The 13,243-nt window shown below is 68.0% G+C and carries 16 protein-coding genes and 1 pseudogene; 15 read left to right on the top strand and 2 right to left on the bottom strand.

Features of this window, described 5'->3' with window-relative positions; translation table 11 throughout:
• Positions 1 to 5 precede the first annotated feature (5 nt).
• From EV385_RS12180 to EV385_RS36100, 4 genes are all read left to right on the top strand, one after another.
• The gene (locus EV385_RS12180; protein WP_165449446.1) at positions 6 to 497 is read left to right on the top strand and encodes a hypothetical protein; all 492 of its coding nucleotides are present in this window, start codon (positions 6 to 8) and stop codon (positions 495 to 497) included.
• Between the two features lie 816 nt (positions 498 to 1,313).
• On the top strand, positions 1,314 to 1,535 hold the full coding sequence (locus tag EV385_RS36110; RefSeq protein WP_423203112.1) for an HNH endonuclease signature motif containing protein: 222 nt from the start codon (positions 1,314 to 1,316) through the stop codon (positions 1,533 to 1,535).
• Between the two features lie 38 nt (positions 1,536 to 1,573).
• Entirely contained in the window at positions 1,574 to 1,918 is a 345-nt protein-coding gene (locus EV385_RS36105) for an SMI1/KNR4 family protein (protein WP_130509571.1), read from the top strand.
• 106 nt (positions 1,919 to 2,024) lie between these two features.
• The gene (locus EV385_RS36100) at positions 2,025 to 2,423 is read left to right on the top strand and encodes a DUF4265 domain-containing protein (protein WP_423203040.1); all 399 of its coding nucleotides are present in this window, start codon (positions 2,025 to 2,027) and stop codon (positions 2,421 to 2,423) included.
• Positions 2,424 to 2,718: 295 nt separating this feature from the next.
• Here EV385_RS36100 and EV385_RS12160 read toward each other — a convergent pair whose 3' ends face one another.
• Positions 2,719 to 3,246, bottom strand: a complete 528-nt coding sequence (locus EV385_RS12160) for a GNAT family N-acetyltransferase (protein ID WP_130509570.1) — start codon at positions 3,244 to 3,246, stop codon at positions 2,719 to 2,721.
• 14 nt (positions 3,247 to 3,260) lie between these two features.
• Positions 3,261 to 4,571, bottom strand: coding sequence for an NsdA family TPR-like regulatory protein (locus tag EV385_RS12155; protein ID WP_479723872.1), 1,311 nt, complete (start codon positions 4,569 to 4,571; stop codon positions 3,261 to 3,263).
• Positions 4,572 to 4,972: 401 nt separating this feature from the next.
• On the opposite strand from EV385_RS12155, the gene EV385_RS12150 reads away from it, so the two are divergent.
• The 11 genes and pseudogenes from EV385_RS12150 to EV385_RS12100 all read left to right on the top strand — a co-directional run bounded on the left by EV385_RS12150 (position 4,973) and on the right by EV385_RS12100 (position 13,206).
• Positions 4,973 to 5,185 (top strand): helix-turn-helix transcriptional regulator, encoded by a 213-nt coding sequence (locus EV385_RS12150; RefSeq protein ID WP_130509569.1) that lies wholly within the window; start codon positions 4,973 to 4,975, stop codon positions 5,183 to 5,185.
• Between the two features lie 121 nt (positions 5,186 to 5,306).
• Complete coding sequence (locus EV385_RS12145; protein WP_130509568.1) at positions 5,307 to 6,170, top strand: hypothetical protein; 864 nt, start codon at positions 5,307 to 5,309, stop codon at positions 6,168 to 6,170.
• Between the two features lie 68 nt (positions 6,171 to 6,238).
• Positions 6,239 to 6,691, top strand: a complete 453-nt coding sequence (locus EV385_RS12140; RefSeq protein WP_130509567.1) for a single-stranded DNA-binding protein — start codon at positions 6,239 to 6,241, stop codon at positions 6,689 to 6,691.
• Positions 6,649 to 6,942 carry a hypothetical protein gene (locus tag EV385_RS12135; protein WP_130509566.1) on the top strand — a complete coding sequence of 98 codons (294 nt, stop codon included), beginning with the start codon at positions 6,649 to 6,651 and terminating at the stop codon, positions 6,940 to 6,942. The genes EV385_RS12140 and EV385_RS12135 overlap by 43 nt, the downstream gene beginning before the upstream one ends.
• Positions 6,943 to 6,946: 4 nt before the next feature.
• On the top strand, positions 6,947 to 7,825 hold the full coding sequence (locus EV385_RS12130; protein WP_130509565.1) for an FtsK/SpoIIIE domain-containing protein: 879 nt from the start codon (positions 6,947 to 6,949) through the stop codon (positions 7,823 to 7,825).
• A 66-nt stretch (positions 7,826 to 7,891) separates the two neighbouring features.
• Positions 7,892 to 8,272 carry a hypothetical protein gene (locus EV385_RS12125; RefSeq protein WP_130509564.1) on the top strand — a complete coding sequence of 127 codons (381 nt, stop codon included), beginning with the start codon at positions 7,892 to 7,894 and terminating at the stop codon, positions 8,270 to 8,272.
• Positions 8,273 to 8,407: 135 nt separating this feature from the next.
• On the top strand, positions 8,408 to 9,475 hold the full coding sequence (locus tag EV385_RS12120; protein ID WP_130509563.1) for a DUF6197 family protein: 1,068 nt from the start codon (positions 8,408 to 8,410) through the stop codon (positions 9,473 to 9,475).
• A pseudogene (locus EV385_RS12115) lies at positions 9,472 to 9,768 on the top strand (hypothetical protein); the annotation flags it as partial. The gene EV385_RS12120 and the pseudogene EV385_RS12115, both read left to right, overlap by 4 nt.
• A 374-nt stretch (positions 9,769 to 10,142) precedes the next feature.
• Positions 10,143 to 10,460 carry a hypothetical protein gene (locus tag EV385_RS12110; RefSeq protein ID WP_130509562.1) on the top strand — a complete coding sequence of 106 codons (318 nt, stop codon included), beginning with the start codon at positions 10,143 to 10,145 and terminating at the stop codon, positions 10,458 to 10,460.
• Positions 10,457 to 11,443 carry a hypothetical protein gene (locus tag EV385_RS12105; RefSeq protein ID WP_130509561.1) on the top strand — a complete coding sequence of 329 codons (987 nt, stop codon included), beginning with the start codon at positions 10,457 to 10,459 and terminating at the stop codon, positions 11,441 to 11,443. The genes EV385_RS12110 and EV385_RS12105 overlap by 4 nt, the downstream gene beginning before the upstream one ends.
• On the top strand, positions 11,440 to 13,206 hold the full coding sequence (locus tag EV385_RS12100; RefSeq protein ID WP_341273934.1) for a replication initiator: 1,767 nt from the start codon (positions 11,440 to 11,442) through the stop codon (positions 13,204 to 13,206). The genes EV385_RS12105 and EV385_RS12100 overlap by 4 nt, the downstream gene beginning before the upstream one ends.
• Positions 13,207 to 13,243: the final 37 nt, after the last annotated feature.

Below are 13,243 nucleotides of genomic sequence, written 5' to 3'. Positions count from 1 at the left end.
CTGAGATGATTAATGTTGTTGGGCATGCAGAGTGTGTCGGCGTTGACGTTGAGACGGATCCGTGGATCGCTCTCAACGTGTCATGGCAGGTGAAGAGTCGCTCAGACACTCTCTACCTCATGATTACCGGACTCGAAGGCGGCTACGTTGAGTTGAAGGTCAACTCGATGGACGGCGCCCTAGTGGAGTTAGTAGTCGTCGATGAGCCACCTGCGGGGGTGGGCTACGATGGCCTTCCCGAACTGAAAGACGAATCGCAGTGTCTGGTGCCAACCCTTGATCTCAATAATTGGTCTTGGAGGAGGACGCCTGACTATTCCGAGCCGAAGGAAAGGGTGAGTCGAGCGGCGAGCAAATTGGGAATGTCTGTCCGCGAAAAGATCGTTACCCTGCGGCTCTCCGAATCTGATCCAGTCGAATTCATCGGGGGTGGTCCAGTGCGCATAGGTCTTTCGGCTGGCGGCGAACTCTCCTGTTTGGTGGTACTGCGAGATTGAACCGAGTACCAGGTGGATGCGGGCTGGTGTGGTCACGCTACGTAGCGGTTCGCTCTCCCGGTTGGTGACTGCTCGCCCGCGTTGCCGTCACGGTTGCCGTCAAGGAGAAGGGAAAGCGGCAGGTATCGATACGGCCTGTCGGTGGGGCGGCTCTGATCTGCGGCGCGGTGGCCCGGCATTCGTGGGCGTGCGCGCGGGGCCGTAGGTCTGTAGCGCGTGCGCGCGGCCCCGGCTTCGGCCGGGGCCGCCTCCTTGATCCTGTATAGCTTTTCTTAGCCAGACTTCTCGATCGATAGTGGTGCGACGGGCTCCAGATCGAACTCTTCGGGCACTCGTCGATGCTCGGTTCGTAAGCCGCGGTCGGTGGCGCGGCGTGTTGGGTGGGCGCTGTAGGCGTCTGCCCGCGTGGTGTCGGCGTTTGCGGGGCCGTAGTGGTCTCCGGGGTCAAGGGCCGCCCGTAGGGCGGTCGCTGTGGCGACGCGTAGCGTCCTGGGGGCCGGAGGGGCGGCCTCGTATCCTCGCGGCGCCGGCCGCTGCTGCTCTCCCTCGGGTGCGTGGACGTGCTCCGCCGGTTCGTGCGCCAACTGGCCCGCCTCTGGCCGTGCTTGTGCGTGGAGGTTGCTGTCACCGTTGCTGTCACGATCGATGATTGTGATTCTATGGGGCGACGAAACAGCCTGAAACCGCAGGCGAGGCCTGACATGACTTAGCGTAGTTGCTGGTTGCGTCCACACGTACTATGTGCCAGCTGGTAACACTCCGGTACTGGTCCACAACTGCACAACCGATCCAGCGCTTCGTGCCGAGTTCAACAAAATGCGCCCAGGGCTGTGGAAGAACGAGGCGAAACAGAATCCTGGACAATACTCCCCAGGGGACCTTGAACGCATGCAAGCGGGGAAGGCTCCCATAGGCGATGATGGGTTCCCTATGGAAATTCACCACCGCATCCCGCTGTCAAAGGGTGGAACTAACGAACAAAGCAATTTCGTGTTCTTAACGCGAACCCAGCATCGCCTCGGCGAGAATATCGCCTGAATCACCCTCCATGTGACTGTGGATAGGGGGTCCACCGAGTGTTCGAGCGCGTAAGCGAGCTGCTTGCCCTCCACAGTGTACTGCCGGGCAACGGTGCAGATGACCGAGATATTCACAACGCGGAGGATGCACTGGGTCGCCTTCCCGATGATTACCGCTACTTTCTCCGCGAGTATGGGTGGCTTTCCGTACAACATCTCGAAATATTTGGGCTGGGGAACGCCGTTCCTGCTTATCTTGATGTTGTGAGGATGACTCGTGCGGAGAGGTCTGAACCAGGATCACCAATCCCAGGATCCTACGTCTGCGTAATGAACGACGGAGCTGGCAATCTATTCTGTTTGATACGGCCAAGTCAGGCGCAGGGGCAGGGATTCCAATAGTCCTTTGGGATCATGAACTTGGTCAGGATCAAGAACTAGAAGTCAGAGGGCGATCCTTCGAGGACTGGCTGACGGCCCTTTTGGAGTCGGAACTCTCGTAAGACAATTGTGTCGGCGCGGGCGCCACCCTGCCGATACTGAGGGCGGGTTGCTGAAGCTTGTTCGCACGCCTGGACTCACGCTCGGTGTCGCCGCAGGGGGCGTTATCCAGGTGAATACTGATGACGGTTCATATGGGGTTATCTCGCGGGGAGGGAACTTGGCCCCGCAGCTCTATGGACCGCCGGATGTTGCAATGTCTATCGAAGGCGAATTGCGTCGCCTAGGGAGATGGCACGACGGGTGTGTGAAGAATATGACGATTCTTACCGTTCCAGTGCGTGCACGTTTCGATGCGATCGAGTCAACATTAAACGCGCTTGCCGCAAAGCGTGGAATAGAGTGGTACTACGGTAATGTCTACGGTGAAGACTGCACTACGCCACTCAATTGGTGGGTCAGCTGATCAACTAATGGTCGGTTTGATCCGAGTTTCCGAGCGGCCGTCTGGGGGCACCCTTGCGATCATGCTCCTTGGTGCCACGGGCGCCAAGGGCCGGATTCCCAGTGGCCCTGTCCTGGCGCGCAGAGCGACATCGAGGCGCGGATAGTGGCTGCCACAGGTTCTCCGGACTGCCCAGATTCAGCGAGGCGCGGCAACTGACTGGGCCGAACGAGGTGACGGGCGACTCGGCGTCGTTATCTCCGTCCAGCTCGACGGCTCCGATCGCACAGCGGCCACTGCGTCCAGCAGGTGAGATTCAATCGCGAGACAGCACGGCGTATAGGAGCGAGTCACGCCACGCGCCGTTGGTGAACACGTGGTCGCGGATGCGACCCTCATACTGCATGCCGAGCCTCTCGGCAACGGCGATGGAGGCGGCGTTGTCGGGGCCGATGGCCGCGGAGATGCGGTGCAGCCCTAGCTGCTTGAAGCCGAACGTGATCATCAGTCGGGCGGCGTCGGTGGCGTAACCCTTGCCCCATCGGTCGGCGCGGATGGCGTAGCCGAGCTTCGCTGCCTTCACCCCTGCGAGCGCGAGGCGGACGAAGCCGACCAGCTCGTCATCGTCTGCGGTGACGGCGAGGTAATACTCAGTGCGTGGGTTGTGGCGTGCCCGCTCCACCGCGCCGTCGATCATTGCTTGGGCGGCGGCCAGGTCGCGGCTGTCGAAGGACAGCCACTGGGTGACCTGGTCGTCGCCGACGATCGCCAACGAGGCGGCCGTGTCGTCGCTGCGGAATTCTCGCAGGGTGACGGCGCGACCGGTGAGCGTCACGGGGTACATGAGCTGATCCTGCCCTACCGGGGCAGGGCCTTCAGCGGCGTATGCGTGAAGTCCTCGATCCGCTCGATCAGGTCGGATGCGTCGTCCGCAAGTCCTGCGCGGGTAACGGCCTGGTGGACGCGCTGAACGGAGTGGACAACCCCGTTGATGCGCTGTTCGGGCGCCAGCTCAAGGACTGAGGTGAGCGCGTCCTCGGCTCCCTCGATGTCGCGCGACACGACCCGGGCGATCGCCAGGTCGGCGTGTGAGCCCGCTTCGTCGCCGAACGCCCACGCCGGGTCGGAGCGGTCGGCGTATGCCGTGACGGCTCGGGTGGAGAATGCGACGGCGTTGTCCGCCTCCGCGGGCAGCCAGGCGAGCGCGTCAGCGGCGTAGTAGATCGTGCGGGGCTGGCTGAAGGTACAGATGCCGCCCAGCTCGTCGACGGCGTCCGGCTCGACGCTGTCCCAGGCGTCCTCCGCAGTACGGATCGCGGTCAGCGCGCGCTCGCGGTTGCCGAGCGCGGCGTACGCGCGGGCGGCGCTGACCGGGAGCCACACTGAGGTGGTGCCGCCGCCCTGGTGGGCGTACTCGGTGCCCATCTCGGCGTAGCGCACGGCTTCGGCGTAGCGGCCGGCCCAGTACGCCACCATCGATTGCAGGCCGCGCAGCCAGGCGCGAAGACCATTGTGGTCGGCCTGGTCCGCGCACAGGATCGCGGTACGGGCTTGCAGCATGGCGGCGTGTGGGTCGGCGAGGTCGTGCGAAGCCTTGGCGAGTAGGCCGCTGGTGACGCTGGCGAGGAAGTGCAGTTGCCGTGCTTGCTGGGGTGTCTGTCGGCGCTCCAGGAGCGCGAAGAGCGTGTCCTGGGTTTCGGCCAGGTCACCGAGCAGCTCAGTGAGCGGGCGCTGTGGGTAGGCCAGCGCCAGGCGCTGGACGTCGTCGCGGAGCTGGTCGACGGCTTCAGGTGTCGTGCTCTCGGCGGCGAGCAAAGTGAATCGGCGGGCGCGTTCGGCTGCCATGGTGATGATGCCCCTCTCAGTGCCGGGTGACGGAACCACCAATGAGCCGTCGTTAGCCGGCGCGGCTGTCGCAAGGTTGGGATCCCACGGGCGGAGCAGGTCATCGAGCGGCATGCCGAACATGGCCTGGAATGCGCGGCGGGTGGCGGGGGTTGCTCCCGCCGCCGCCCGTTCACCCCGAGCCATGCGGGCCAGGTGACGCGCGCTGATCGTCGCGCGTTCCTCCAGACGCAAGAACTCGGCGGCCATTTCCTCGTAGGTGCGGTCACGCTGCTGGATCAGGTGTTCCAGCTGCGTACGGGGCTCCCTGCGTGGTCGTGCCACGGTTCCGCTCCGCTCCTCAGTTAGTGGGTTCTACCTCGACGGTCGCGTACCCGCGGCAGCGTCACAACCAATGTCCCTCACATGTCCGGGATTGGTCCACCAACGGTCCGTTACGGGACCTCGATTGGTCTACGTCGATCGACACACTCTGGTCTCAGTCGCGTCGTCCGCCGCGAATCGACCGGAAAGGGTAGCCATGTCCAGAATGCCGGGAGCACTTCCCGTGACCGTCTTCCTCGTTGGCATCGGACTGCTGGCGCTGGAGATCATCTTCCTTGCACTCGTCAACCACGGTGGGGCGTGGCGTCGTCAGATTCGGGCGCACCGGTGGGTCACGGCTCGGCCCGCCGCTCGTCGCCGATCAGTGGGTGGCCGGGCGTCCTCGCGTACCGTGAGCGGTGATGACGCCGACGCCGAAGATCGACGAGCTGCCCACGGACTGGTGGACCGCGGCCGAGTGTGCCGCATACCTGGGGATCACCCGCAGCACCTGGGCGGCGTACGTCGCCCGCGAACAGGCACCCGCACCCGAGCGGACGTTCGGCCGGTCGCCCGCGTGGCGTCCAGCCACGGTCAAGACCTGGGCCGCCAACCGGCCTCGTCGCGGCAAGTAGATCACGGTTCTCCACCCTCTTCATCACGCCTAGCGAGTACAGCACTGGCGCTGTATAGTCGGGAATCGAATACAGCGCCCGCGCTGTATTCCGGTCGAGTGATGGCAAGAGGTGATGTGCGATGAGCGGCCGGAGCCTGTTCGCGCGCCAGCCGATCGGCGCGGTCGCGATTGTGGAGACGCCGGTGTCGCAGTGGTACGCGCGGAAGGCGCGGATCACGGTGGCGGTCGTGGGTCTGGCCGTGGACGCGCTGGTGACCGCGGTGTTGTCGGTGTTCTGCCCGCTGCTGCTCGCGATTGTGCTGGGTGCGGTGGCCGGGCTGGTTTGCGGCGTGGTCGCCGGTGTGCTGGTTCGGGTGTGGCCGGTGCTGCGGGTGCTGTGGTGGTGGTCCTTCGAACTGATCGCCGCGCTGCTCGTGGTCGGTGGCCCGGTCACTATCGCCCACCTGGCAGGCCGCGGGGTGGCCCTCGCTGTGGTGCTGCTGGTTCCCGTCCTGTGCCTGGCGGTCTGGCCGGTGCGCCGGTTCGTGGCGGCGTGGTCGTGGGTGCCGGTGGTGCGGCACCGGCTGCGGCTGTGCTTCGCCGGGATCGTGCGCGGTACGGGCGGAGTCCGTCCGGGCTCGTTGCCGCTGGTCTTGTGGGCTCGCCCCACTCCGGCGGGGGAGCGGGTGTGGCTGTGGCTGCGCCCCGGTCTGGAACTGGCCGACCTGGACGGCAAGGCGGGCCGGATCGCGGTGGCGTGCTGGGCCAAACAGGTCCGCGTGCTGGCCGCATCCGACCGGTACGCAGCCCTGCTCCGCATCGATGTGGCCCGTCGGGACCCGCTGACCGGACGGGTCGAGTCCCCCCTCGCCCTGCTGGTCCCCGGCCTGCGGGAGAAGTACCTGGCGGAGGTGCCGGTGTCGCCGGGCCTGCCGCCGGTCGGCCTGGAACTGGCCGACATCGACGAGCCTCCAGCACCCGAACCGCGCGGCGGCCGCCGATGACCGCCGGGCACGGGGTGCCGGATGTCCGTTCCATCAAGCGCCATCACCAGTAGAGGAGCGAGATTGAGATGGCGAACGAAACTGTGATCACGGTGGTGGGGAACCTGACCGCCGACCCGGAACTGCGGTTCCTGGAGAACGGCACCGGGATGGTGAAGTTCACCGTCGCGTCCACCCCGCGGACCCTGGACCGGGCTTCGGGGCAGTGGAAGGACGGCGACCCGCTGTTTTTGACCTGCACCGCCTGGCGGGACATGGCCGAGCACATCGCGGAGTCGCTGACCAAGGGCACCCGGGTGATCGTCACCGGCCGGCTGAAGTTGTCGCGGTGGGAGAACGAGCAGGGTGAGAAGCGGTCCGCGTACGGCCTGGACGTCGACGAGGTCGGCCCGAGTCTGAAGTGGGCGCAGGTCAAGGTCAACCGGATGCACCGCAGCAAGAACGACGGGTTTGCCCCGGCCGAGGTGCCCGACGACGCGTGGAACGCCGCCACCCCCGCGACGGCGACGTCGGTGGGGTGATGGTCATGGACGACCCGAACCAGTGGAAGCCGGGCAAGGGCCTGCGGGCGACGCCCGAGGGCGCCGAGCCGGTGGAGGTGCCGCACCTGGACGACGCGATGGTCCGGCTGGTCACCCGCAATCTGCTGATCGGCGGCATGCCGGGCTCCGGCAAGACGGGACTGATCAACTCGCTAACTGTGCATGCCGCGCTGGACCCGGACGGAACTGGCGCGGCGGGCCCGGCGGCCGGCACGGATGCGGAGGCGTGAGCTGATGTCTCCGGTCCTGGTCGCACACACAAGCACCGGCACCGCGCCGGTGGAGGTGGGTCCGGCGCTGTCGATCTTCGATCCTGTGCATGTCGGGATCGACGAGTTCGGGCAGCCGAAGCGGGTGCCGTTGATCTACCGCAACATGCTGATCGGCGGCGAGCCCGGCTCCGGTAAGTCCGGGCTGTTGAACGCGGTGGTGGCGCATGCGGCGCTGTCGTTGGATTGCCGGTTGTGCCTGCTCGACGGCAAGCGGGTCGAGTTGGGGCAGTGGCGTCGGTGCGCGGACGCGTTCGTCGGCCCGGACATCGCCGCCGCCCTGGCGTTGTTGAAGCGGCTGCAGATGATGATGGACCGCCGGTACGACTACCTGGAGGACTGCGACCGCCGGAAGATCACCCCGCAGGATGTGTTCACCGCGTATCTGGTCGCGATCGATGAGATCGCCTACTTCTCCGCCACGGTCGGCTCCAAGCAGCAGCGCGAGGAGTTCTCGGTGCTGCTGCGCGATCTGGTCGCCCGCGGTCGAGCGGTCGGCATCATCGTCGTCGCGGCCACCCAGCGACCCAGCTCGGACATCATCCCGACGAGTCTGCGGGATCTGTTCGCGTGGCGGTTCGCCGGACGCTGCACCAACGACAGTTCGTCGGACATCGTGCTCGGGCACGGCTGGGCGAACAAGGGCTGGTCGGCGAACATCGTCAGCCCGAACAACCCCGGCGCAGGCCTGTTGATCGCCGAGAACGGTGGCCCCGAGCTGGTGAAGGTCGCCTACCTCGACGACCGCACCTGCGCCGCCATCGCCGCCTACGCCGCCGAACTGCGCGCCACCGTCGTAGCCGGCGACCGCCCGGCACTGCGGTCGGTCCCGGACGCGGCCTGACCCCTGACCACCCCGGAACCCCTCCGGGCTGGAAGTCCACCCCACCTACCGAAGGAGAGCAACGCAATGAGCCGACGACTTCCGGCCACCCGGCCACCCGCGCCCCGGGTCATCCACTACGTCGATCCGGGCACTGCGGCCGAGCTGGCGTACTCGATGAACCCGGCGCAGCTCGCCGCCCGGCAACGCCAGCAGCAAGCCTCCTACCAGCGCTGGCAGGCCCGGCAGCAGGCCATTGCCGCCGGCGACCGCAAGCTGCGCCGGTTCTGGCTCGGCTTCGGCGCGGTCACCGGCCTCGCCGTCCTCGCCGCTCTCACCGCTGCCGGGTGGCTGCTGTGGACCGCTGTAGGCCTCGGCGTCCTCGCCATCCCCGTGCTGGTGGCGGGCTTGGTCGCGCTCGCGGTCGGGGGGCACCGCTGCATCACCGTCGTGCAGCACTGGCACTGATGGCCACCGCCATCACGCCAACGTCCCTGTCCCTACCACCTCGAAAGCCGACGACACCGGATCAAAGCCCTGGAAAGCCACCGGTGCCGCCAGCCCCAACCACTGACCCAACCCGTTAGGAGAGGAGCCAGCGTCATGCACGCTACCCAACCGCAGGGCGGAGCCTGCCCTGAACCCACCCGCCGCTACGACGGCAAACCCGAAACCAGCACCGACCGCCGGTACTTCGACCTCTGCCAGTCCGACCACGCCGCCGAGCTCTACGGACAGAGCGAGCTCGACCACGACCGGCTACCCACCACCGACGGCTTCATCGCTTGGTGCGCCAGGCAAGCCACCGCGGCGGACGGGTACGTCGTCACCGAGTCCGGCCTGCACGCCCTCGCTGCCTCCCAGGGTGACGACGAGTGCGGCGAGGAGCCGGTCACGGCCGGCCGTGTGCTGCAGTCGGCGGCGCTGTACCTGGAACGGCACGGCTGGATCCAGGGCGCCTACTACGACCCGTCCGCCACCTGCTTCACCCCGGCGGCCTGTCTGGTCGGGGCGATCGGCATGGTCTGCTACGGCGGACCGGTCGACGCCCCGGCGCAACACTTCGACAATCCCGGCTTCCTCGACTTCGAGGAAGCAGTCCTGCACCTGGACCGGTACCTGCTGGTCGCAGACGGGTCGGAGTCGTACGAGTTCAACGATGCCAAAGGCCGCACCCCGCAGCAGGTCACACACGCGCTGCGGGAGGCGGCGGAGACCCCGGCCGAGAACCTGGTCGACGCCATCCGGGCCATCAACGCCACGAACGCGCATCAGGCTGAGAGTGCGAAGCTGCTGATCCCCCAAGGGATCTGGGATGAGGCGGCCGAGCAGGTCGACCACCCGCATTCCCCGGGCACCTTGTTCGGCTGTCCGGCGTGTGAAGCCGAGTGCTTCTGCACCGGTGACCAGACGCGGTGCGTGCACTGTGCCCTGGCCGAACAGGTTACGGCCAACAGCGACGACGCCGAACCCACGTACCGCGATTCCGTATCCGAAATCTACGAACGCCTCGGGGTCGGCGACGGTGACGGCATCACGGAGTGCCCCGACTGTGGGCGGCACGTCCCGGTCATCGAGGGGCGGGTCGCCATCCACGTGCGGCACCCCAGCACCGCGACCGGCACCTGCGACGGCAGCGATGCTGCCCTGCCGGGCGGTGACGTCCGATGAGCAAGAACACTGTCAAGCCCGCCTTGACACCGAAACCGGGCAAGCGGGCCCGGCGTCGGGTGGAGAACACCCAGTTCGACGCGTTCGCCCGCCGGATCCTGCGCGCCTACGCGCGTCGGATCGCCGACGGCGACGTCGAAGCCCTCGGTGCGCTGGCCGCGCTCACGGCGGAAGTCGACGCCGTGTGCCGGCTGGCGGTGGCGGGGCTGCGCCAGGCACCGTACGGGTACTCATGGTCCGAGATCGCTGACCGGCTCGGTGTGTCCCGGCAGGCCGCGCAGATGCGCTACGGCGACACCACCGACAGGGGCGCCATCGACCGCCGTCTGCTGGAGGCGGGGTTGGGCGTCTCGGTGGCCACACTCGTGCGGGTATTCGCTGATCATCACCCTGGTAGCCCGGCCGCGTCGCGGTGTCCGGGCTGCGGCTTCCGCTACCCCGACGGGGTCCTCGACTGTCCCACGAACGCCACCGTGCGTCCGCTGCTGCTGCGGCGGCGTGGCGAGGACCGGGAAGCGGTCGCTCTGCTGACTCCTGACCAGTTCGCCGACCTGTGCAAACCGATCACTACCCGCTTGCGGGCAGCGGTCCGGCAGGCGGCTCTCCCCTCGCCGTGTCCCGACCGCGTACCGACCCTGTTCGACCACGCCGGGAAGGACACCACCCGATGAACCTCGAACCGTTGGCGACGGTCGCTGCCGACCCCGCCCCGTTCCCGACCCGACCGATCGGCCGACGCCGGTTCGCCGCGGAAGTCTTGGCGAACTGGCTGACCACCACCGTGCCCGACATGAACGTCAGCTACGACGGTGACTGCACGGTCACGGTCGCAGCGTTGACGGTCCGCTACCTTCCCGGGGCCGTGCAGATCGCTCTGCCCGACCGGTACACCCTCGAAGGTGAAGTCGTGGTCTACGCCGACGACCCGTTCGCGATCGCGACGATCGTCGACCTGTACCTGGCATCCACCCAGGTCACGTCATGACAGCCGTCGTGGCGGGTCGCCGATGGGCGTACCTCGGTGCCACCCTCGGCGGACTCGTGTCCATCGCGGCGAACATCGCCCACTCCTACGTCCCACCCACGGGCGTAGACAGCGGCTGGTCCCCGAAGCCGGGTGCCGTGCTCGGCGCCGTGTTCTGGCCCGTCGCGCTGTTCGTCGCCACCGAAATCCTGACCCGCGTCGCCTGGCCCGCCGGCCGGGTGTGGTGGCTACTGCGCTGGGCGGGCATGCTCCCCGTCGGCGCGGTCGCCGCCCTGGTCTCCTACCGGCACCTGTCCGGGCTCCTTGCCTACTACGGCGAAGAACCCCTGGTATGTGTGCTCGGCCCACTCGCCGTCGACGGGCTCATGGTGATGGCCACCGGCGCGATCCTTGCCACCAGCCACCACCACACCAACCCAGAGTCCCTGACCGTTCCGGCCCGTCCCGACATCGCCGTCGGACCGGCCCCGACCCCCATCACCGCCGCGTCCACCGCCGGCAGCTCCGTTCCGTGCGCGATGGACCCGACCCCGGAACCCGAACCGGTGCCGGCACCGATTCCGGTGCCGTCCCCGGCTGTCGTCGCCACCCGGATCGCCCGGGCAGACGCCACCGGCCCGACCGGATCAGCGACCGCGCTGCGCGACACTGCCCGCAAACCGCGTCCCCGCCCCAGCACCACCGGCACATCCTCGGCGCCGAAGCTGGCCGCTCCCGCCACCGACACCCCTGTCGCCGCGCCGGAGCCCGCACAGCCCACCACGCCGATCGTGTCACCGGAACTGTTGAACCGGGCCCGCGAGACTGCACGGCAGTACCGCACCGAGCACGGCACGCCGATCACGCCCGGGCAGCTGGCCGTCCGCCTCAAGGCGACGTCCGAACAGGCGGCACAGGCCCTGGCCGTGCTCGGCCTCGGCCCGGACAACCCGACCAACCCGATCCCGACTGTCAACGGCAAGCCTGTGAAGGCGACCCGGTGACTGTCTCGTCGTTGAGCGTCGTCCCCGAAGCACCCGCTTCGGGGACGGCCCCCCACGCCGAGCCGCCCACGGTCCCGTCCTGGTACCACCACGCGGCGGACATCCGGCTGCAAACCGTCGCCCGCGCCGCCCAACCGGATTACGAGGCGTGGCTTTCCCATGTGAAGCCTGCAGCCGCTTGTGTGCGGCCGGTGCGGCTTGCCGGGACGATGGCTACCGTCGAAGCCGCCACCGGCCGGATCCTCGCCGAACGGTCTACGGCGGACTTGCCGGACGGGGTGATCTACAAGCCGTGCGGCAACCGTCGCGAGGCGGTGTGTCCGGCCTGCTCGCAACGCTACAAGCGGGATGCCTACCAGGTGGTGCGGGCCGGGCTGGTCGGCGGCAAAGGCGTCCCAGAGCACGTCGCGCATCACCCGGCAGTGTTCCCCACCCTCACCGCCCCGTCGTTTGGCGACGTGCACACCCGGGTGGTGCACCGGCACACCTGCGCCCGGCGCACCGGCTGCGACTGCCGGCCCGAGCCGTGCCACGCCCGCCGCGACGCCACCACCTGCCCGCACGGGATTCGGCTGGCCTGTTTCGCCCGGCACGACAGCGACGATCACCGGCTGGGCGCGCCGCTGTGCCTGGACTGCTACGACCACGACGCCCAGGCCGTGTGGAACCTGATGGCGGGCGAGTTGTGGCGGCGCACGACCATCGCGATCAACCGCTACATCCGCCGCCTCTGCCGCCAACGCGGACTCCCGTTCTACCCGGTGGCCTGCGGGAAGACGGTGCGCTGGGTGGCGCCGGTGCGGCTGTCGTTCGGCAAGGCCGCCGAGATGCAACGCCGCGCCGTCGTCCACTTCCACGCGATCATCCGACTCGACGGCTACGACCCGCGCGACCCGGACGCCATAGTGCCGCCGCCGGGCGCGCTTGACGCCGCCGACCTCGTCGCCGCCGTCGACCACGCCGCCGCCACCGTCGCGTTCACCAGCGACCCGCACCCGGCCAACGGGCGCGGCTGGCACATCGGGTGGGGCGAGCAGGTCCTGACGAAGGTGATCACGGTCGCGGCCGAGGGACAAGTGACCGACGCTCAGGTCGCCGCGTACCTGGCCAAGTACGCCACCAAGTCGACCGAGGTCACCGGGCACGCCTCGAACCGGCTCAGCGACGACACGATCACCCTGTACGCCGACCCGGAAGGCACCCACACCGAACGGCTCATCGACGCGTGCTGGCGCCTCGGCAGCTTCCGCACCAACCCCTCTCCGCCTGCCCCTCTAGCAGCCGGAGAGCGGCATGCCGCGCCTGCCCCGACCGTGCCGTTCGGCCACTTGCGCACCGACCCGAATTGTGGCGGCTGCACCCGCTACCGGACCTGCCCGACGTGCGCCGCCGAACAGGTCGCCGCCGCCGATGCGGCCCGCCGCGCCCCGGCCGGGCCGCCAGCCAGCCCGTACCTGAAGCTGCGCCGCTGGGCGCACATGCTCGGCTTCGGCGGCCACTTCCTCACCAAGAGCCGCAAATACTCGATCACGTTCGCGCTGCTGCGTGACCAGCGCGTCGTGTTCCGCCGTGCCCAGAGCAGCGGCCCGGAACACAATCCGGCCGACACCAGCGAGCCGACCACGCTGGTCGTGAACTTCCTGGCCTTCGTCGGCGCCGGATGGAAAACCCCGGCCGACGCGATGCTCGCCAACACCTCCGCCGCACTGGCCCGCGAACACCAGCGCACCGCCCGCGAGTACCTGGAAACCCGGGCCGCCTGAACGGCCAATGACCGTCAAGCCAGCCTTGACGCCCAAC

The sequence above is a fragment of the Krasilnikovia cinnamomea genome (genome assembly GCF_004217545.1).
GTDB lineage: Bacteria > Actinomycetota > Actinomycetes > Mycobacteriales > Micromonosporaceae > Actinoplanes > Actinoplanes cinnamomeus.
This window is presented reverse-complemented; position numbering and strand designations above follow the sequence as displayed.

Coding starts and splice junctions, on each gene's coding strand:
- EV385_RS12180 (WP_165449446.1), top strand. CDS start 6: ATGATTAATGTTGTTGGGCATGCAGAGTGTGTCGGCGTTGACGTTGAG.
- EV385_RS36110 (WP_423203112.1), top strand. CDS start 1,314: ATGCGCCCAGGGCTGTGGAAGAACGAGGCGAAACAGAATCCTGGACAA.
- EV385_RS12160 (WP_130509570.1), bottom strand. CDS start 3,246: ATGTACCCCGTGACGCTCACCGGTCGCGCCGTCACCCTGCGAGAATTC.
- EV385_RS12150 (WP_130509569.1), top strand. CDS start 4,973: ATGACGCCGACGCCGAAGATCGACGAGCTGCCCACGGACTGGTGGACC.
- EV385_RS12145 (WP_130509568.1), top strand. CDS start 5,307: ATGAGCGGCCGGAGCCTGTTCGCGCGCCAGCCGATCGGCGCGGTCGCG.
- EV385_RS12140 (WP_130509567.1), top strand. CDS start 6,239: ATGGCGAACGAAACTGTGATCACGGTGGTGGGGAACCTGACCGCCGAC.
- EV385_RS12130 (WP_130509565.1), top strand. CDS start 6,947: ATGTCTCCGGTCCTGGTCGCACACACAAGCACCGGCACCGCGCCGGTG.
- EV385_RS12125 (WP_130509564.1), top strand. CDS start 7,892: ATGAGCCGACGACTTCCGGCCACCCGGCCACCCGCGCCCCGGGTCATC.
- EV385_RS12120 (WP_130509563.1), top strand. CDS start 8,408: ATGCACGCTACCCAACCGCAGGGCGGAGCCTGCCCTGAACCCACCCGC.
- EV385_RS12110 (WP_130509562.1), top strand. CDS start 10,143: ATGAACCTCGAACCGTTGGCGACGGTCGCTGCCGACCCCGCCCCGTTC.
- EV385_RS12105 (WP_130509561.1), top strand. CDS start 10,457: ATGACAGCCGTCGTGGCGGGTCGCCGATGGGCGTACCTCGGTGCCACC.